Origin of the sequence: Janthinobacterium sp. 35, from assembly GCF_002754575.1 — a bacterium.
Classification (GTDB): Bacteria; Pseudomonadota; Gammaproteobacteria; order Burkholderiales; family Burkholderiaceae_D; genus Janthinobacterium; species Janthinobacterium tructae.
Genome location: NZ_PEFN01000001.1, coordinates 2,559,215 through 2,578,425 on the forward strand (window position 1 = coordinate 2,559,215; position 19,211 = coordinate 2,578,425).

General features: G+C 60.9%; 16 protein-coding genes. 7 read left to right on the forward strand and 9 right to left on the reverse strand.

The window, feature by feature from the left end; all coding sequences use genetic code 11:
- Positions 1 to 39: 39 nt before the first annotated feature.
- Positions 40 to 3,693 (reverse strand): trifunctional transcriptional regulator/proline dehydrogenase/L-glutamate gamma-semialdehyde dehydrogenase, encoded by a 3,654-nt coding sequence (putA, locus tag CLU93_RS11500; protein WP_099761190.1) that lies wholly within the window; start codon positions 3,691 to 3,693, stop codon positions 40 to 42.
- A gap of 207 nt (positions 3,694 to 3,900) precedes the next feature.
- Between putA and CLU93_RS11505 the strand changes: the two genes are divergently transcribed.
- Both CLU93_RS11505 and CLU93_RS11510 read left to right on the forward strand, forming a co-directional pair.
- Positions 3,901 to 4,356, forward strand: a complete 456-nt coding sequence (locus CLU93_RS11505) for an Lrp/AsnC ligand binding domain-containing protein (RefSeq protein WP_010393827.1) — start codon at positions 3,901 to 3,903, stop codon at positions 4,354 to 4,356.
- Between the two features lie 203 nt (positions 4,357 to 4,559).
- Entirely contained in the window at positions 4,560 to 6,119 is a 1,560-nt protein-coding gene (locus CLU93_RS11510) for a methyl-accepting chemotaxis protein (protein ID WP_099761192.1), read from the forward strand.
- 51 nt (positions 6,120 to 6,170) lie between these two features.
- Here CLU93_RS11510 and CLU93_RS11515 read toward each other — a convergent pair whose 3' ends face one another.
- Complete coding sequence (locus CLU93_RS11515; protein WP_034752642.1) at positions 6,171 to 7,151, reverse strand: LysR family transcriptional regulator; 981 nt, start codon at positions 7,149 to 7,151, stop codon at positions 6,171 to 6,173.
- Positions 7,152 to 7,343: 192 nt separating this feature from the next.
- Between CLU93_RS11515 and CLU93_RS11520 the strand changes: the two genes are divergently transcribed.
- Complete coding sequence (locus CLU93_RS11520) at positions 7,344 to 7,649, forward strand: hypothetical protein (protein WP_099761194.1); 306 nt, start codon at positions 7,344 to 7,346, stop codon at positions 7,647 to 7,649.
- 73 nt (positions 7,650 to 7,722) lie between these two features.
- Here CLU93_RS11520 and CLU93_RS11525 read toward each other — a convergent pair whose 3' ends face one another.
- The 5 genes from CLU93_RS11525 to CLU93_RS11545 all read right to left on the reverse strand — a co-directional run bounded on the left by CLU93_RS11525 (position 7,723) and on the right by CLU93_RS11545 (position 10,954).
- On the reverse strand, positions 7,723 to 8,319 hold the full coding sequence (locus tag CLU93_RS11525) for a chalcone isomerase family protein (protein ID WP_099761196.1): 597 nt from the start codon (positions 8,317 to 8,319) through the stop codon (positions 7,723 to 7,725).
- Between the two features lie 111 nt (positions 8,320 to 8,430).
- Positions 8,431 to 8,694 (reverse strand): YfhL family 4Fe-4S dicluster ferredoxin, encoded by a 264-nt coding sequence (locus CLU93_RS11530; RefSeq protein WP_070303217.1) that lies wholly within the window; start codon positions 8,692 to 8,694, stop codon positions 8,431 to 8,433.
- 14 nt (positions 8,695 to 8,708) lie between these two features.
- The gene (gene coaD / locus CLU93_RS11535; protein WP_034752633.1) at positions 8,709 to 9,206 is read right to left on the reverse strand and encodes a pantetheine-phosphate adenylyltransferase; all 498 of its coding nucleotides are present in this window, start codon (positions 9,204 to 9,206) and stop codon (positions 8,709 to 8,711) included.
- Between the two features lie 112 nt (positions 9,207 to 9,318).
- Complete coding sequence (gene rsmD / locus CLU93_RS11540; protein WP_099761198.1) at positions 9,319 to 9,978, reverse strand: 16S rRNA (guanine(966)-N(2))-methyltransferase RsmD; 660 nt, start codon at positions 9,976 to 9,978, stop codon at positions 9,319 to 9,321.
- Between the two features lie 70 nt (positions 9,979 to 10,048).
- Positions 10,049 to 10,954, reverse strand: coding sequence for a DUF6279 family lipoprotein (locus CLU93_RS11545; protein ID WP_180287839.1), 906 nt, complete (start codon positions 10,952 to 10,954; stop codon positions 10,049 to 10,051).
- 25 nt (positions 10,955 to 10,979) lie between these two features.
- Here CLU93_RS11545 and glmU point away from each other — a divergent pair, with 25 nt between their 5' ends.
- Positions 10,980 to 12,356: a bifunctional UDP-N-acetylglucosamine diphosphorylase/glucosamine-1-phosphate N-acetyltransferase GlmU gene (gene glmU / locus CLU93_RS11550; RefSeq protein WP_099761200.1), complete on the forward strand. Its 1,377-nt coding sequence runs from the start codon at positions 10,980 to 10,982 to the stop codon at positions 12,354 to 12,356.
- Between the two features lie 526 nt (positions 12,357 to 12,882).
- On the opposite strand, the gene CLU93_RS11555 is transcribed toward glmU, so the two are convergent.
- Complete coding sequence (locus tag CLU93_RS11555; protein ID WP_180287840.1) at positions 12,883 to 14,889, reverse strand: sensor histidine kinase; 2,007 nt, start codon at positions 14,887 to 14,889, stop codon at positions 12,883 to 12,885.
- Here CLU93_RS11555 and CLU93_RS11560 point away from each other — a divergent pair.
- On the forward strand, positions 14,888 to 15,127 hold the full coding sequence (locus CLU93_RS11560) for a hypothetical protein (RefSeq protein ID WP_180287841.1): 240 nt from the start codon (positions 14,888 to 14,890) through the stop codon (positions 15,125 to 15,127). The two genes, CLU93_RS11555 and CLU93_RS11560, sit on opposite strands and share 2 nt — an antisense overlap.
- 259 nt (positions 15,128 to 15,386) lie before the next feature.
- On the opposite strand, the gene CLU93_RS11565 is transcribed toward CLU93_RS11560, so the two are convergent.
- Positions 15,387 to 15,860, reverse strand: a complete 474-nt coding sequence (locus CLU93_RS11565; protein WP_099761205.1) for an Lrp/AsnC family transcriptional regulator — start codon at positions 15,858 to 15,860, stop codon at positions 15,387 to 15,389.
- Between the two features lie 161 nt (positions 15,861 to 16,021).
- On the opposite strand from CLU93_RS11565, the gene glmS reads away from it, so the two are divergent.
- Together glmS and CLU93_RS11575 are read left to right on the forward strand one after the other, a co-directional pair.
- The gene (glmS, locus tag CLU93_RS11570; protein ID WP_099761208.1) at positions 16,022 to 17,851 is read left to right on the forward strand and encodes a glutamine--fructose-6-phosphate transaminase (isomerizing); all 1,830 of its coding nucleotides are present in this window, start codon (positions 16,022 to 16,024) and stop codon (positions 17,849 to 17,851) included.
- Between the two features lie 130 nt (positions 17,852 to 17,981).
- Entirely contained in the window at positions 17,982 to 19,121 is a 1,140-nt protein-coding gene (locus CLU93_RS11575; protein ID WP_099764343.1) for a serine hydrolase domain-containing protein, read from the forward strand.
- The last annotated feature ends 90 nt before the right edge of the window (positions 19,122 to 19,211 follow it).

Below are 19,211 nucleotides of genomic sequence, written 5' to 3' on the forward strand. Positions count from 1 at the left end.
ACTGGTTCTGCCCTTTTACGTTCACTGCCTGCCTAAATTTTAGACACTTAACATCATCAAACTGGCGTTACCGCCCGCTGCCGTCGTATTCACGCACAGCGCCCGCTCAGCGACCAAACGCCACAGGGGGATGACACCCTCCTGCGTGGTGGCGATGGTGCCCACCAGGGCCCCTTCCCGTGCCGCCAGCAGCGGTTTGAGCTGGCCATCGAGGCTAGCCTCGATCATGGCGATCTGGAAATCATGCCCGACCGACGCCAGGCTGCTGACGACCTGGATGCGGTCCTTCAGCGCGGCCGGCAAGTCGCCCGGGATCAACTCCGGCGATTGCGCCAGCACCAGGGCCTGGTTTCCGGTGGCCAGCACGGCCGCCAGCTGGTTCATCAAGGTGCCGGAGGTGGCCGCCGCGCACAGTATCGTGCCGCGTGCGGCAAAGCTCAGGGTATTGCGCTCGCCGGTCGGGCCTGGCAAGACGGTGGTGCTGCCCAGTAAGGTCGTGCGCGCGTATTGCTGCGCCAATTGCTCGATCTTGTCGTGGCCATGCATCTTGGCCCACACGGTCAGCGCATCGAGCGCTGGCGGCGCCTGGCGCTGGTGCTGCGGGCCGGCCGCTGCATTGCGCTGCAGGCGTTTCAGGTACAGGGGGCCGCCCGCCTTCGGACCGGTCCCCGATTTGCCTTCGCCGCCGAACGGCTGTACGCCGACGACGGCGCCGACGATGTTGCGGTTCACATAAATATTGCCCACGTGCGCGCGCCTGGTGATGAAATCGATGGTTTCATCGATGCGCGTATGGATGCCCAGGGTCAAGCCGTAACCGCTGTCGTTGATCGATTGCACCAGTTGCGGCAGTTCGGAGCGTTTGTAGCGGATCACGTGCAGTACGGGACCGAAGACTTCCTGCGTCAATTGCGCTAGTGACTTGATTTCCAGCACGGTCGGGGCGACGAACGTGCCTTTGACGGTCGGCAAATCGAGCGAATAATGGTCGATGGCCATGGTTTTCATCTTGTTGATGTGCGCCAGCAGATTGCTTTGCGCTTCCGCATCGATGACGGGACCGATATCGGTGGCCAGGCGGTCAGGATTGCCAACGCGCAATTCCTGCATGGCGCCTTTCAGCATGTGGATGGTCTTGTCGGCAATTTCCGCTTGCAGGAACAGCACGCGCAAGGCCGAGCAGCGCTGGCCGGCGCTATCGAAAGCGGACGACATCACGTCTTGCACCACTTGCTCCGGCAAGGCGGACGAATCGACGATCAGGGCATTCTGGCCACCCGTTTCGGCGATGAGGGGAATATCGATGCCTTCGGTCACGGCACGCGCGGCCAGGTTGCGGTTGATCAATTGCGCCACTTCCGTCGAGCCCGTGAAAATCACGCCTTTGACGCGCGCATCATTGCACAGGCCGGCGCCAACGATCTCGCCGCTGCCGGGCAAAAATTGCAGCGCACCGCGCGGCACGCCCGCCGCATGCAGCAATTGCACGGCGCGGTGGGCGATCAGCGGCGTTTGTTCTGCCGGCTTGGCCAGCACCACATTGCCTGCCGCCAGGGCGGCGGCCAGCTGGCCCGTGAAGATGGCCAGCGGGAAATTCCACGGACTGATGCAGGTGACGGGGCCGAGCGCCTGGGTCGCCGGTGCGTGTTCCACCTGCGCTGCGTAGTAGCGCAGGAAGTCGACGGCTTCGCGGATTTCCGCGATCGCGTTCGGCAAGGACTTGCCCGCTTCGCGCACGGCCAGGGCCATCAGCTCGATATGGTGCTCTTCGAACAGGTCGGCCGCGCGTTGCAACGCTTGCGCGCGGACCGATGGCTCGGTGGTTTGCCACTCGATGGCATACGCGCTGGCGCTGGCCAGGGCCGTTTCCACGTCGGCCGGACCGGCTTCCATGACCTTGCCCACGACATCGTCGTGCTGGGCCGGATTGTGCAGCATGTGCGTGGGGCCATTCAGGCTGACGGCGCCATCGATCAGCGGCGCTGCCTGCCAGGATTGCTGCTGTGCCAGGCCGGTGGCCAGGGTGCGCAAGGTGTCTTCATTTGACAGGTCCAGCCCGGCCGAGTTCCTGCGTTCGCTGCCAAACATGTCCAGTGGCAGTGGAATCGACGGGTGCGGCAAGCCGCCCTGCAGACGCGCCTGCTCCAGGGGATCGCGGATCAGGCTATCGATGGCCACGCTTTCGTCGACGATCTGGTTGACGAACGACGAGTTGGCGCCGTTTTCCAGCAGGCGGCGCACCAGGTAGGCCAGCAGGGTTTCATGCGAGCCGACGGGCGCGTAGATGCGGCACGGCTTGTCGAGGTTGTCGGGGCCGACGACCTGGTCGTACAGGGTTTCGCCCATGCCGTGCAGGCACTGGAATTCATAGTCGCTAATGCCGTCGCGCTTCGCCCAGGTATAGATGGTCGCCAGGGTTTGCGCGTTGTGCGTGGCAAATTGTGGATAGATCAGGCTGCTGGCGGCCAGCAGTTTTTGCGCGCACACGAGGTAAGAGACGTCCGTGTAGACCTTGCGCGTGTAGACGGGATAGCCTTCCTGGCCATCGACTTGCGCGCGTTTGACTTCCGCATCCCAATACGCGCCCTTGACCAGGCGCACCATGAACTTGCGGCCGCTGCGGTGCGCCAGGTCGACCAGGAAATCGATGGCGAAGGGGCAGCGTTTTTGATACGCCTGCACCACGTAGCCGATGCCGTCGAAACCGGCCAGGTCCGCATCGAACGCCAGTGCTTCCATCAGGTCGAGCGACAGTTCCAGGCGGTCCGTTTCTTCCGCATCGATGTTGAAGCCGATGTTGTACTGTTTGGCCAGCAACAGCAGTGCTTTGACCTTCGGCAACAATTCTTCCATGACGCGGGTGCGTTGGGCGCGGCTGTAGCGCGCGTGCAGGGCCGACAGTTTCACGGAAATGCCGGGGCCGTTGCGGATGCCGCGCCCGTTCGAGGCCTTGCCGATGGCATGGATCGCCGTTTCGTACGAGGCATAGTAGTTGGCCGCGTCCTGCTGCGTCAGGGCCGCCTCGCCCAGCATGTCGTACGAGTAACGGTAGCCGCGCGTTTCATTCTCGCGGCTGTTTTTCAGCGCTTCCTCGATGGTTTGCCCTGTCACGAACTGGTTGCCCAGCATGCGCATGGCCAGGTCGACGCCTTTGCGGATCAGCGGTTCGCCGCCTTTGGCGATGAGCTTGGTCATGGCCGAGCCGAGGCCCGATTCGCTGCTGGTACTGACCAGTTTGCCCGTAATCAGCAAGCCCCAGGTGGCGGCGTTGACGAACAGCGACGGCGATTCGCCCAGATGCTTCTTCCAGTCGCCCTTGCTGATTTTGTCGGCGATCAGGCGATCGGCCGTCGGACTGTCGGGTATACGCAACAGCGCTTCAGCCAGACACATCAATGCAACACCCTCTTCCGACGACAGCGAGAACTCGTGCATCAGTGCATCGACGCCAGACGCGCGTGTGCGTTTGTGGCGCACGTTCGAGACCAGGCGGTGTGCCAGCGCTTGTCCCTCGGCCGTCGTTTCGGTACTGCTGGGGCGCACTTGTTGCAACAGCCACTGCACGGCGGAAACCTCATCGCGCCTATAGGCGGTGGTGATGGCGGCGCGTTGTGGTGTCGCTTCAGGCAGGATTTCTGCCTGGAACGCAGCAAAAGGAAGCGGGGTAAAAGCCGAGGGGCCTGCAGGGTGCATAAGTGCTCTTTACAAGGAAAAAGGGGACGAAAACTGACGTAATTCTTGCTCTTTTTTGGTGCAAAAAAATACAGAAAGTCGGACGTTAAGATGATTCGATTGTAAAGGGGATTCTTATGGATTAATTCTGGTAATACAGGGGACTAGCAATAGATAGTTTTTGATGCGACAATTTAACCAAATAATATTAATTTGGGGGTGATGGTAATGCTGGACAAGATCAGTAAGAAAATCTTGATGGAATTGCAGAGCGATGGACGCATCAGCAATGTGGAGCTGGCCGCGCGCGTGAACCTGTCGCCGGCCGCCTGCCTGGAGCGCGTGCGCAAATTGCACGAATCCGGTTACATCATGGGCTATACGGCCCAGTTGAACCCGCAGCTGCTCGACGTCTCGCTGCTGGTGTTCATCGAAGTGGTGCTCGATCGCACGACACCGGAAGTGTTCGACGCCTTCAAGCATAGCGTACAAATCATCCCGGAGGTACTGGAATGTCATATGGTCGCCGGCGGTTTCGATTACCTGGTCAAGGCGCGCGTCAAGGACATGGCCGCCTACCGCGAATTCCTGGGCAAGACGCTGTTGCAGAAAGGTGTGCGGGAAACCCACACTTATGCCGTCATGGAAGAGGTCAAAAACACCACCAAATTGCCAATTAAGTGACCTTGGTGTAGCCGCCCCACTTTTCTGATTGAGCTATCGGAACAAATGTTGTAGGGTAGAACTACACACTGCTATCCAGTAGCCGCCTGAAACGCCGCGCAGACGTGATGTTCAGGGTGCAAGGTGGGCAATCGTGCCCACCCGCATACGGTTACAGCACGTCCCTTTCGCGGGACGTGACGGGTTCGCGCAGCGGGGGACAAATGAAGCAGTTGCAGCATCAGCTGGTGCGTTTCTTTGCATTCACGATCCTGGCCATGGCCGTCGCCTGTTGCCTGGCCTATCTGCTGCTGCTGTCGGGCGGCGACCATCCTTATCTGATCGCCTGCGTGGCTGCCGCCATCGGCGCGGCGCTGCTGGCGTTCGCCGGACGTCCACGCGGCGAGCCGGGCTTGCACCAGTTCGCCGACACGGTGGGCAACGCCATCGACGCCATCATGATCGGCGCGGCGGAAACCTCGTATTTTGTCGACTCCGTCAAACAGAAGGTGGAACTCGATGTGCGCACGGCCAGTGACATCGCCGACAGTTCTGCACAAAATGCCGTGATGACGGAAAAGATCGCCGCCAATGCGGAACGGGCTGCCAAGGTGGCCGCTGGCGTGCGCGTGGAAAGCGTGGCGGCGCGCGCCGAAGTGGATCAGGGGCTGCGCCGTATCAACAAGGCCCGCGAGGAAGCGCAAGGCGCCTCCAGCACCATGCTGAGCTTGCAGGACAAATCCAAACGCATCACGGGCTTTACGGAAGCCATTTCCGATATTTCCGCGCGCACCAACTTGCTGGCGCTGAACGCCGCCATCGAGGCGGCGCGCGCCGGCGAACACGGGCGCGGTTTTGCCGTGGTGGCTGGTGAAGTGCGGCAATTGGCGCAGCGCACCAAGGAAGCCTCCGATGAAATCAGCGTGATGGTGCGCGAAATCAATGAACAGTCGGAAAAAGCTGCGCGTGGCATGAGTTCGCTGGCGGAGGGCGTGACGGAAGCGGCGCGCAATGTGGAAAGCGTGCATGCCTCGCTCAGCCATATCGAGCAGTCATCGGGCGAGTCCGAGGACGCGATCGGGCAAATCGCCCGCGCCTCGCGCGAACACGTCGAGACGACGCAGCTGATCGCCGACGCCATCGAGAAAATCCGCGACAGCATGCTGTCGACGAATGTCGAATTGCCGCGTGCCACGCAGTCGGCCATGGCCCTGGCAGAGCGGGCCGAGGCGATCGCTGGCGCTTTGGGTGAATCGAGCGTGGCCACGCCGCACGATGAAATCCGCGAGACGGCCCAGCGCGCCGCGCGCGAGGTGGGCAAACTGTTCGAGCAAGCCATCGCCTCGGGGCGCATCACGCGCGAAGCGCTGTTCGACCGCCATTACCGGCCCATCCCGAACACCAATCCGCCCAAGCACAACACGAAGTTCGACGCGTTTACGGACAAGGTGCTGCCGGACCTGCAGGAAGGCGTGCTGGCGGCATTACCCCATCTGGCGTATGCGGGCGCCGTCGACAACAATGGATATTTTCCAACGCACAACAAGAAGTTTTCCCAGCCGCTGACGGGCGATTACGCCACCGATATGGTGAATAACCGCACCAAGCGCATCTTCAGCGACCGCACGGGCAAGCGCTGCGGCAGCAACACCAAGGCCTTCCTGTTGCAAACCTATAAACGCGACACGGGCGAAGTCATGCACGATTTATCCGTGCCGATCCACGTCGATGGCAAGCACTGGGGCGGTTTCCGTATCGGTTATCGGTCCAGCAATCACGCATAGCAAAACGCCTGATGAGAGATCATCAGGCGTTTTTTCTTGGGCCGGCTACGCTTACTCAATATGCGGCTTGGGCGCCACGCCGCCACCGGCCGCCGTGGCCGTGCGTAAAGTGGGCGTGTTCATGCTTTCCAGGTGGTTGCGCAACCATTTGTGGGCGGGGCTGCGGGCGTCGCGCTCGTGCCACAGCATGTCCAGGTGGACGGCGGGCAAGGTCAGTGGCAAATCCTTGTACAGCAGCGACTCCGTCATGCCCGTCGAGGCGATCAGATGGCGCGGCAAGACGGTGATCAGGTCGGAATTGGCAACCACTCTGCCTGCCGTGAAGAACTGGTTGACCGTCAGCAAGATGCGCCGTTCGCGGTGGATCTGTGACAGCGCTTCGTCGATCAAGCCATGCGCGCGGCCGGAAAAGCTCACCAATAAATGGTTCGCCGCGCAATAGTTATCCAAGGTCAATTCCTTGTCGGCCAGCGGATGGCCGCGCCGCATCACGCACACATATTTGCCGGAATACAGGCGCTCATGGCGGATGGGCGAACCCGTTTCGCTCGACAATTGCGCCGCCACGCCGGGAAAGAAGCCCACGGCCAGGTCGATATCGCCGCGCAACAACATCGGGCGCGGTTCGCGCGTGGTCAGCGGCATCATGCGCACGTTGACGCCCGGTGCTTCCCGTTCGATCGAGCGCATCAGCGAGGGCAGCCAGAAGGCGGCGGTCGCATCGGCCATGGCCATGCGGAACGTGGCGTGGGTCTTCGACACGTCGAAGGTTTCCGGCGTGACGGCCGCTTCCAGGCTGGCCAGGGCCGAGCGCACGGATGGCCACAGCGCTTCGGCGCGCGGCGTGGGTTTGACGCCATATGCCGTGCGGATCAGCAATTCGTCACCAAGGCTCTCGCGCAGGCGTTTGATGGCGTTCGATACCGCCGGCTGCGTCATCGCCAGGTGGCCGGCTGCGCGCGTCAGGTTTTGTTCCGTCATGACGGCGTCGAAAACACGCAGCAAGTTCAGATCCAGCGTCAGAAAACTCATGGAAAGCCCAAGATAAAAGTTGAATTGATTACTTGAGAGTGTAAACCGCGCCGCGCGCGAATATTTTCACTCGTCAAAAAATATTACCGTTTTCCATTCACGATTCATATAATTGGTATCAAGAAATGGAATTAGATTTATATGTTGCACTGCACTATAGTACTGGCAAATTCTATAATGCACTGGAACAGTATGTCTACCTTCGCCGCCGCCCTGTACGCAGTATCCGCACCCGTGCTGGAAATTTCCCTGCTCAACGCCCTGCAACTCGTGCTGGTGATCGTCGCCGTGGGCGCGTTCGCCCTGCTGTTCAAGCCTTTGCTGGTGGGTATCGCCCGCGCCATGGTGCTGGTGGTGCGTCCCAAGCTGAGCCGAGAAGAGCGCCTGGCGCGCCAGCAGATGCGCGAAGCGCAAGCCTTGAAGCGCACCTTGGGCAAGATGGATGGCGTGTCGCCCAGCAATGCCGCTGAATTGCGCGCCCTGTCGACGCGCGCGTAAGCAGAGAACTGTTGCAGAATGACAAGCCGGCGCGAGCCGGCTTTTTTACGCCCGCGTTTTCGTTCAGGCCGCTTTAGGCCATATCGCCCAGCAAATGGGCGCGCAGCAAGCTGTCGGCCGGATGGGCGCCGATCCAGATCTTCAGCAACGCATTATAGAAAGCCAGGTCCGGCACCGTGTCGCCCACCTGTTTGCCGTTCAGCTTGCACAACGTGCCCTCTTCCGGCAGCCAGTCCACCGTCAGGATGTCGCCTTTTTTCAGGCCGGGCACCATGGCGAACATGGCGCCGAACTGCATCGTCTGGCTCAGCAGACGCGTGCGGTCAGCCTGCTCGGAGCTGCGCTTCAAGCCCTGCATGAAGGCGTGACCCAGCTCGTCGGAAGTGATGTCGCGCAACATGACGATTTCCAGACGGCGCGGCCCGGGCAGGGCCAGGATGTCGGCCAGCTGGGTTTTCTTTTCCGGCAGGTACAGCGCAATCGTGTAGACCTTGAAGATGACCTTGTAGCGCACGCCAGCGCCGTTGAGTTTCAATTCGCGGCTGGCCAGCTGCACGGTCTCGTCCAGTTTGACGCCGCCCACCTCGACGGCCAGCGCTGCTTGAGCCAGGGCAGCGCACAGGCAGGCACAAGCCAGGGAGCGGCCCAAACGGGATGTGCTTATTTGCATCTTCTACCTCCGTGGAAACCATGGGCTGTGGATAAGTCAGCACACAGTGTAGAACAGTTGGCAGAAGCTGGCGCCACGCAGAAGTGGCTCAGAAATGGCGGGGAGAAAAGCTTAGGGCTTGGCGGGCAGCTCCGCCTGCAGGCGTTCGTACTTGGCCATCAATTGTTCCGGGCTTTCGCGCCAGGCGGGATTGAAGGGGATGCAACTGACGGGGCACACTTGCTGGCATTGCGGCTCGTCAAAGTGACCGACGCATTCGGTGCACTTGTTGGGATCGATTTCATAGATTTCCGCGCCCATGTAGATCGCGTCATTCGGGCATTCGGGCTCGCAAATGTCGCAATTGATGCATTCGTCGGTGATCAGTAATGCCATGATTTCACTCTTACTTATTGCGATGATGCAGCGTTGGCGGCAATCTTGTTTTGCAGCCAGCGGTTCACCGAGGGGAAGACAAACTTGGAGACGTCGCCGCCCAGTGCCGCGATTTCGCGCACGATGGTGCCCGAAATGAACTGGTACTGGTCGGACGGTGTCAGGAACATGGTTTCGACATCGGGCAGCAGGTAGCGGTTCATGCCCGCCATCTGGAATTCGTATTCGAAGTCGGAGACGGCGCGCAAGCCGCGCACGATGACCCGTGCTTCATGCTTGCGCACGAAATCCTTGAGCAGGCCGGAAAAGCTTTCCACTTGCACATTCGGATAGTGGCCGAGGACTTCGTTGGCGATTTCCAGGCGTTCGTCGAGCGAGAAAAACGGTTGCTTGTTCTTGCTGTCGGCCACACCGACGATCAGCTTGTCAAACAGACCCGATGCGCGGCGCACCAAATCTTCATGACCGCGCGTGAGCGGATCGAATGTTCCTGGATAAACGGCTACAACCATTGCGGCTCCCTGATGATGCACCAATATAGACGCGCATTATGCCTGAAATTGGTGACCACCTTGGTGCTGCGCCTCGGGCCAGGGAGGTTTTTTGCCTCATTTATAGGCAGATTCAGGCAGTTGCCGTCATTTTGTTGTAAGTTAGCAAATGATAATAAACGGTGCCCGCCTTGTCGGCACGGATCACTTCCCACGGCGCCATCCACTCGGGCTTGTCCAGTTCGCTGCTCTCGTCGAAGACCAGCGGCAAGCCCGATTCCGCGTAGACCATGCCGCCTTCCTTGAGCAGGTTGGCGCACAAGGGCAGCACTTTGGCCAGGAAATCCTGCTGGTACGGCGGGTCGAGGAAGATCAGGTCGAAACGCTGGCCGCGCGATGCCAGGCCTTGCGCCGTCAGCAGGGCGTCGCCGCGCAGCAGTTGCACATTCTCGGCGCGCAATTTCACCTTGTTTTCTTCCAGTTGGCGGATCACGGGCGTGTGCGTGTCGACCATGGTGACGGACGCGGCGCCGCGGCTGGCCGCCTCGAAGCCCAGTGCGCCGCTGCCGGCGAACAGGTCCAGCACCTGGGCGTTGGACCAGTCGCCGTCGCGCAAGTGATTGATCCAGTTGAATACGGTTTCACGTACGCGGTCCGGTGTCGGGCGCAGTCCCAGTGCCTGTAAAACAGGCAGCACGGAACGCTTCCACTGGCCGCCGATGATGCGCACCTGGTTCGGTGGCGGCGCGTGGTGGACGGGGACTTTGGCGGGTTTTTTAATTTTCTTTTGCATGGGGATTTCTTCAATTCGGTGGCGGCCACTATAGCATATGGCCCCCCTCTCCCCTGCTGGCGCTGCCTGTCTATTTGGCTTGTGTGGCCAGCGAATTGAAATCGTCAATCCAGCCCTGCATGCGCTTGACGGCGTGGGCTTTTTGCGCCGGCGTGGCGATCTTGATCACCGTCAAGACCATCTGCGCCGTGCTGCTTTCGTAGGCATCGAAGAAGGCCTTGCGCTCGGAATGTTCCAGGCGCTCGAAACTGTCCTTGATCAACGTCGTGATCAAGGCTGCGGCCGCTTCCTTGCCGAGTTTTTCCTGGTGGACTTTCTTGACCAGGTTCAATACGTTCTGCTGGCGCCGCATGCGTTCGTCGAGCCAGATCTCATTGTTCAGCGGACGCGCGTCGGACGCCTTGCGGATGATCGCTTCCTGCTCGCTGCTGAAGTTGCCGAACCACAGTTCGAATTGCTCCATGGCTTTCTTGTAGCGCAGCTTCTGGCGATTCTCCTGATCGCCGCTCAGGTATTTCTTGCGGTAATCGTCATTGTTCGACTTGAACTTCTTTTCCATCTGCGCGATTTGCTCGGGCTTGAGCGAGTGCGCCAGGTCGGCCAGTTCGGGCGCCGCCTTCAGCAGCAACGCCTGGGTGCGCTGCTTGATCTCGCTGTAGTCGCTCATCAGGTCTGCCTGCGTGATATTGCCTTGCAGCTGCTTCTGGCCCGTGCGCAGGATGTTCACGTAATCCTTCAATTGCGTCTTGCGGTGCCAGTCGAACAGCTTGTCGATATCGTCGCGCACCCAGCCCTTCTGGTCGCGGTCCAGGTCGACATACGCGTTCAGCCACCAGTACAGCACGGTATCGCCATTGTTGTAGGCCAGGCGCAAGCCGCTGCAGCCGGCCATGACGACGAGCATGATGACCAGCACGGCATAGGTAAAGCGGTTGACGGGCGTGGAAATGGGGGCCTGCGTGTTAAACTTTTTCATATTCTTAACTTATAAAAGACGGTCTATGAACGTTGTCATTCTCGCTGCCGGTATGGGCAAACGCATGCAGTCGGCACTGCCCAAGGTATTGCACCCGTTGGCGGGCAAGCCGCTGTTGTCGCACGTCATCGACACGGCGCGCGGCCTGGCGCCGTCCCGATTATGCGTGATTTACGGGCATGGGGGCGCCGCCGTGCTGAAGTTGCTCGACGGCTACAAGGTGAACCATGCCGTGCAGATCGACGCCGCCGAGCAAGCGCAGCAGCTGGGCACCGGCCATGCGGTGCAGCAAGCCGTGTCCTTGCTCGATGACAGCGTGCCGACCCTGATCCTGTACGGCGACGTGCCGCTGACCAGCGCCGCCTCCCTGCAGCAACTGGTGCAGGCGGCCGGCAACGACAAGCTGGCCATCCTGACCGTGGAACAGGACGATCCCTTTGGCCTGGGCCGCATCGTGCGCGAGCACGGCGCCATCGTGCGCATCGTCGAGGAAAAGGATGCCACGCCAGAACAGCGCGCCATCCGCGAAATCAACAGCGGCATCATGGTCGCGCCCACCGTGCAGCTCAAACAATGGTTGTCGGCCTTGTCGAACGACAATGCGCAGGGGGAATACTATCTGACCGATATCGTCGCGCAAGCCGTCGCCGATGGCGTGACCGTCACCTCGGCCCACCCGGCTGCCGTGTGGGAAGTGGCGGGCGTCAACAGCAAGGTGCAACTGGCGCAGCTGGAACGCATCCACCAGAACAATATTGCGCAAGCGCTGCTCGAACGGGGCGTGACCCTGCTGGATCCGGCCCGCATCGACGTGCGCGGCGAACTCATTTGCGGCCGCGATGTCACCATCGACGTCGGCTGCGTGTTTGAAGGCCGTGTTGAACTGGGCGACGGCGTGCGCGTGGGCGCCAACAACGTCATCATCAACGCCACGCTGGCCGCTGGCGCGCACATCAAGCCGTTTTGCCATATCGAGGACGCTGTCGTCGGCGCCGCCTCCATCATCGGCCCCTACGCGCGGCTGCGCCCCGGCACGGTCCTGGCGGAAGACGTGCATATCGGTAACTTCGTGGAAGTGAAAAACAGCCAGATCGCCGCGCACAGCAAGGCCAACCACCTGGCCTACATCGGCGATGCGACCATCGGCTCGAAGGTCAACATCGGCGCCGGCACGATCACCTGCAACTACGATGGCGTGAACAAGTTCCGCACGGTGATTGAAGACGACGCCTTTATCGGCAGCGACAGCCAGCTGATCGCGCCCGTCACCGTCGGCAAGGGCGCCACTCTGGGCGCCGGCACGACCTTGTCGAAAGATGCGCCGGCCGGCAAGCTGACGGTCTCGCGCGCACGGCAAGTGACCATCGACGGCTGGACGCGCCCCGTGAAAATCAAGAAGTAAGCGCAACGTTCCGTTTTGCACACAGGCAGGCCGCGCGGCCTGCCTTTTCTATTTGTGGATAACTATGTGGGTAAGCCGCTGCACAAGTGGCGGATAAGTCTGTGTGCAAGCCCGTGCATAAGCTGTTGGCAAGTTTCTTCCTGCTGCCTGGCATGCGCCTGTCGCTGCCTTTTCCTTCGATTGCCGCTCGCCATCAGCAGCGTCGCGGCGCTTATCCCTGTATTGTGGATAAGTCTGTGCGTAAGGCTGAGGATAAGCGCTGGATAGTCTGGGTACAAGTGGGGATAACTGTCTTTTTGCCACCGGCTTGCCTATGGTTGCTGTGGGTAAGCCTGTGGAAAAGCGCGTGAATAGGCGGTGGATAGCATGTGTGCAAGTACTGCCATCGATCAGGGCAGGCCTGGCCCGGCACCGCGATACACGGCGGTGCGCTGGTCCAGGTTTTGCAGGCACAGCAGAAGGGAAGAAGGTGAAGTTGGGCAAACCTCAGCGATTCCCGACTGATCCAGTCGGGAATGCGGGGCCATCAGGCGGGCAGGCGCAGGGCGAAGCTGATGGTGCCGTTGTTGCCGGCGCTGTCGAGGGTGACCTGGCCGCCGTGCAATTCGGCGATGCGCTGTACCAGGTACAGACCCAATCCTGCACCAGGCTTGTGCTGGGCGATGCGGCCGCGGAAGTATTTCTGGAACAGGCGCGGGATTTCATCGGCAGGCAGAGGCTCGCCGGCATTGCTGACGACGATTTGCACGCCGCCGTCATCGAGCGTGGCGGCTTGCACGCGAATCGCCTGGGTTTGCGGCGCATGCCGGTCAGCATTGCTGAGCAGGTTGCGCAGGGCCACGCGCAGCAGGCTGGCATCGGCCACGACGCTGTCGGGCAGCGCCTGTACGCTGGCATCGATGCGGCCGTCGGGCCATTCGGCCAGCAGGGCGTGCAGCAGGGCACGCAAGTCGCATGGCTGGGGACGGAACGTCGCCGCGCTCGTTTCCATGCGGTCTGCGCTCAGGTATTCATCCACCAGTGCCGTCATGCGGCCGCTCGCTTCGCGCAGGTTCTGGCAGCGCTGCAGGGTTTTTTCCCGTGGCGCCTCCGTGTTGCGGGCAATCTGCTGGGCCGTGGTGTTGATGATGGCCAACGGCGTGTGAAATTCATGCGACACCATGGCAACGAAATCCTGCTGTTCTTCGCGCGTGCGGGTTTCCACTTCCAGGGCGGCACGCAATTCGCCTTCGAGCGCGGCGCGCCGGCCGATTTCCTGTTGCAGCGCCAGCGTGCGCCGCGCCACCTGTTCTTCCAGCCGTTCATTCAGGGCGCGCACGGCACGCACGGCTTCGGCCTGTGCCCTGTCCTTGGCGCGGCGCAATTCCGCGTAGCGGCGGTTGAGGCGCAGGCTCATCAGCATCATGTGGACAAAGGCGCCCAGGGTGGCCGCATGGTTAGTCCAGAAATTCGGTGGCACGATCGCCATGTTGCGCAGGAAGCTGATGATGACACCGGCGTAGAAGATGCCGAAAATGAACAGAAAGGCATGCGCCGGGCGATGGCCGCGCAGCGCCAGCCAGCTGGCCAGGCCGATGAACAGCACGATCAGCGGCAAGGCCGTCATTTGCACCACCAGCACGCCTGCGGCATAGTCGCCGCCCAGCACCAGCAGCGCCCCGAACAGGGCGGCGGCAGCCGTGATGCCCACCACGGCACGGCTGAAACGGGGATACAGGGCGGGCAGCTCCAGCTGCAAGGTGGAAAAACGCGCGCCGACGGCAATCGACATGGCCATCGATACGCCCAGCATGGGGTCGGACAAGCCGTTCGGCATGGCGAAGATTTGCTGGGGAATGGCGATCGTCAGCGCTTCCGTGGTGGCATTCGTCAACACATACAGCAGGTACCAGCCGCTGTGGGCTTCGCGTGTCATGCGCCAGAAAAAGATATGGAACAGGATCAGCAGCAAATAACTGCCGAACTGCAAGCCGTAATACAGGTATTCGCGGCGCGAGGCGTTGTCGAAGGCATCGCTGGGCAGCAAGGTCAGCTCCGTCGACATGGCTTTTTTGGTGTGCAGGCGCACCAGCCAGCGCTGTGGCTGACCGGGTTGCAACTGCACGGGAAACACCACCTGGCGCGCATCGATGGGCCAGGCGTCGCGGATCACGTCGGCGCCCGCCTCTTGCCGCAGCCAGTGTCCGTCCTGGTCCTGGCGATACAGGCGCACGTCATCGAGCACGGCGTTGCTAAAACGCAACACCCATTCATCGGGCGACTGCGCCGCGCGCGTCACCTCCAGGCGCAGCCAGATGGCATCCTGCGTATAGCCGGCACTGACGGCGCCAGGCAGCGGGCGCCAGCCCGGCGCTGCCAGTGCGGCCTGCGGACCCAGCTGGCCGGAGGTGTCGCGCAGCATCTGCATGTGGCCGCTGGCCGACACGGGTTGACCGCTGGCTGGCAGCAGCACTGGCGCCGACACGGGCGCGGCCGCCCCGGCCAGCGCTTGCAGGGTGGTGAACAACAGGACAATGGCGAGCAGGATTTTCATGGCGCAGGAGCTTACCATGCGGGGCATGACGCCCCTGCGGCTTGCTATTACCTGCCCAAGAGGGCCGCCCGGAGGCGACGCCATTGCGCTGTCGCAACAGGATGTGACGGTGCTGAACGTCCTGATGGCCGAACCGGAGCGCATCGTCAGCCGCCAGCAGATCGTCCAGTCGCTGGGCGAGAATTTCCTCTTGTTCCCTCTGCGCGCGGCTGTGGATAAGCCTGTCGATAAGTGGTGAAAAAGCCTGTTGGCAAGCTGTGTGAAAGCGGTGCAAAAGTCACCGTGGCAATGCCTCGCTCGTGGGTATGAATGAGTGGCAACACGCTTGCCGGGGTACGGCCTCGTCCAGTCTGGAGATTGCTGGAGAAAAATCGTCCTGCCATCGCTCATGGAGCGTAGTCTGCTTGTGCATAAACCTGTGTAAAAGTGCCGTATAAACGGTGCGCAAGACGCGTATAAGCATGTGGGCAAGCGGTGGATAATCAACGCATGCTAAATCAGACGGCGATGCGTGTCTCGAACTTGCTGCGAAACGTGGAAAAGTAGCTTTTCACGTTGCGCACATTCGCATGCGCGGCAAACAGGCGGTGCGCCAGCGCGTGATACGCGGGCATGTCGGCCACCTGTACCATCAGCACGAAGTCGGGCCCGGGCGAGACGCGGTAGCATTGCAGTACGGCGGGCTCGTCCGCCACGAGTAGTTCGAATTCCGCCATGCGTTCCGCCGCCTGCACGTCGAGCGTGATTTCCACGATGGCCGTCAGGCGCGCACCGACCAGTTGCGGCGCGACGATGGCCACTTGCCGCTCGATGACGCCGCTTTCCCGTAAATGTTTGACGCGCCGCAAACAGGTGGGCGCCGAGACGTGCACCGCTTGCGCCAGCTCACTGTTGGTTTGCGATGCATCAATTTGCAAGGCGTTCAGGATGCGACGATCAATCTCGTCGAGGGTAATGTTGTGCTCGCTCATAATTTTGATGAATTTGGAAATATATTGAGTTTAAATGAAATAATATTTCATCGTAAAATAGTCGTGAAATATTCAGTCAAAAATACACGCATTTAGAAAGCATATTTCATGCGCTCTGCATTAGCATGCGTGCATTGATGAATTTTTAGACAGAGGTTTCCATGTGCGGCATCGTCGGCGCGGTAGCGCAACGTAATATCACTCCCATCCTGATCGAAGGCTTGAAGCGCCTGGAATACCGTGGCTACGATTCCTGCGGTATCGCCCTGCACGCCGATGGCCGTTTGCAGCGTTCGCGCTCCACTTCGCGCGTGGCCGAGCTGGAAAAGCAGATCGCCGAAGAACGCTTGAGCGGTTTTACGGGCATCGCCCACACACGCTGGGCCACGCATGGCGCCCCTGTCAACTTCAATGCCCATCCGCACTTTTCTCCAACGGAGGAGAATGCCCGCGTGGCGCTGGTGCATAACGGCATCATCGAAAACCACGACGAACTGCGCGCCGAACTGACGGCCTTGGGTTACGTTTTCCAGAGCCAGACGGATACGGAAGTGATCGCCCACCTGGTCGAGCACATGTACAACGGCGACCTGTTCGAGACCGTACAGCAGGCCGTGAAACGCCTCGATGGCGCGTATGCGATTGCCGTCTTCTGCCGCGACGAGCCGCACCGCGTGGTGGCCGCGCGCCAGGGCTCGCCCCTGATCGTCGGTCTGGGCAATGGTGAAAACTTTGTCGCCTCCGACGCCATGGCGCTGGCCGGCACGACGGACCAGATCATCTACCTGGAAGAAGGCGACGTGGTCGACCTGCAACTGTCGCGCTGCTGGATCGTCGACGTCGATGGCAAGCCCGTCGAGCGCGAAGTGAAAACCGTGCATGCGCATACGGGCGCGGCCGAGCTGGGCCCGTATCGTCACTACATGCAAAAGGAAATTTTTGAACAGCCGCGCGCCATCGGCGACACGCTCGAAGGCGTGACGGGCATCATGCCGGAATTGTTCGGCGACAATGCCTATGCCATCTTCAAGCAGATCGACCGCGTGCTGATCCTCGCCTGCGGCACCAGCTCGTATGCGGGCATGACGGCCAAGTACTGGATCGAAGCGATTGCGAAAGTGCCCGTCAGCGTGGAAGTGGCCAGCGAATACCGCTACCGCGACAGCGTGCCGCACCCGAACACCCTGGTCGTCACCATTTCGCAAAGCGGCGAAACGGCCGACACCCTGGCCGCCCTGAAACATGCCCGCAGCCTGGGCATGCAGCACACCTTGACCATCTGCAACGTGGCCACCAGCGCCATGGTGCGCGAATGCGCGCTGGCCTACATCACGCGCGCCGGCGTGGAAGTGGGCGTGGCATCCACCAAAGCCTTCACGACACAGCTGGCGGGCCTGTTCCTGCTGACCCTGTGCCTGGCGCAAGTCAATGGCCGTCTGTCCGAAGAGCAGGAAGCGGCGCACCTGAAAGCCATGCGCCATCTGCCCGTCGCCATCGCGTCCGTGCTGGCGCTGGAACCGCAAATCATCGCCTGGTCCGAGGAATTCGCGCGCAAGGAAAACGCCCTCTTCCTGGGCCGTGGCATGCACTACCCGATCGCCCTGGAAGGCGCGTTAAAGCTGAAGGAAATTTCCTACATCCACGCCGAAGCATATCCGGCCGGCGAACTGAAGCACGGCCCGCTGGCGCTGGTGACGAATGAAATGCCCGTCGTCACCATCGCGCCGAACGACGCCCTGATCGAAAAGCTCAAATCGAACATGCAGGAAGTGCGCGCCCGTGGCGGCCAGCTGTACGTCTTTGCCGACGTGGATTCCCGCATCAGCTCCGGCGAAGGCCTGCACGTGATCCGCCTGCCCGAGCACTATGGCGATTTGTCGCCGATCCTGCACGTGGTCGCGCTGCAATTGCTGGCGTATCACACGGCACTGGCGCGCGGCACGGATGTCGACAAGCCGCGCAATCTGGCCAAATCGGTGACGGTGGAGTAAGCAGGCCAGGGGGCCGCCCCGGGCCACCAGGAATTAAAAGAAAACGCTACCTCCGGGTGGCGTTTTCTTTTATCCGGCACCGCTGAACCCATTGTGCGAGAATGCCCCTCTCTACTGGATGGTGCGCATGATGACCAAACTCGCCGCAATCATGACTGGAATGACACTCGCGCTGGCCGCTTGCAAGCCCGCAGCCACGGCACCTGCGCATGACATTCCTGCGGCCATGCGCCAGACCGCGACCACTCTGCTGCAGTCAAAATTGCTGCATGCGACCTCGATTGCTGTCGTGTATCGCGGCAAGGAATTCATGCTGCACCAAGGCGAGCTGGAGACCGGTAAAGCCAATCCGCCGAACGATACAACGCTGTATGAAATCGGCTCGGTCAGCAAAACTTTTGCTGGCCTGCTGCTGGCGAACGCTGTGCTCGATGGCAAGGCGGCGCTCGACGATCCCATACAAAAGTACCTGGCGGATGCCTACCCGAACCTGCAGTCGCAGGGGCAGCCCGTTCGCTTGCGCCATTTGATCACGCACACCAGCACTATGCCGGGCATGTTGCCATTGCAGGTGAACACCGTCTTGCAGGATTTCACGGCACACGCCACGCCGGCAAAGCTCAATGCAGCCTACGCCAACTACGGACAACAGCAATTCTGGCAGGACTTGCACACAGTCGATATCAAAGGTCCGCTTGGCAAGGACTACGCCTATTCAAGCGCCGGTACTGAACTCATTGCGCACACGCTCGAAAAAATCTACGGCATGCCCTATGACGTCCTGCTCACGCAATTCCTCGCGCGCGAAGCCGGTATGCAAGATACCAGGCTGAGAATCACCGCCAGGGATACCGGCCGGCTGGCGCCCGGCTACCACAGCGACAATCCCGTCATGACCACACCGATGCCACAACTGCCCTGGGGGGCGGCGGGCAACCTGAAGTCGACCATGCCGGATATGGCGAAATACCTGCGCCTGCAACTGAGCGCCCATCCCGCGGTCGTCGAATCGCACCAGCCTTTGGCGCGCTTTCAGGACGACTTCAGCATCGGCTATTTCTGGAACATCGGCAGCAATCGCCAGTTGGGCACGCACTATGTACACCATGGCGGCGTGCCACGCGCGCAAAGCTACGCCTACGTCGTTCCTCAATATCAGCTTGGCGTTTTCATCATCACCAACCAGAGCGGCGACGCTACCGCCGGCGCCATGGAAAGCGCGCTGGCGCATATCTTCGATACGGTGGAATCCATGGAAAGCGCGAAGTAAGATCCTCGGCGCTCTGTGCAGGGATGTGCTTCGCACTGGCTTCCAGCGAATAGGCGTGCGTGACGCCGCTGGCGGGCCAAGGGGCTTGTC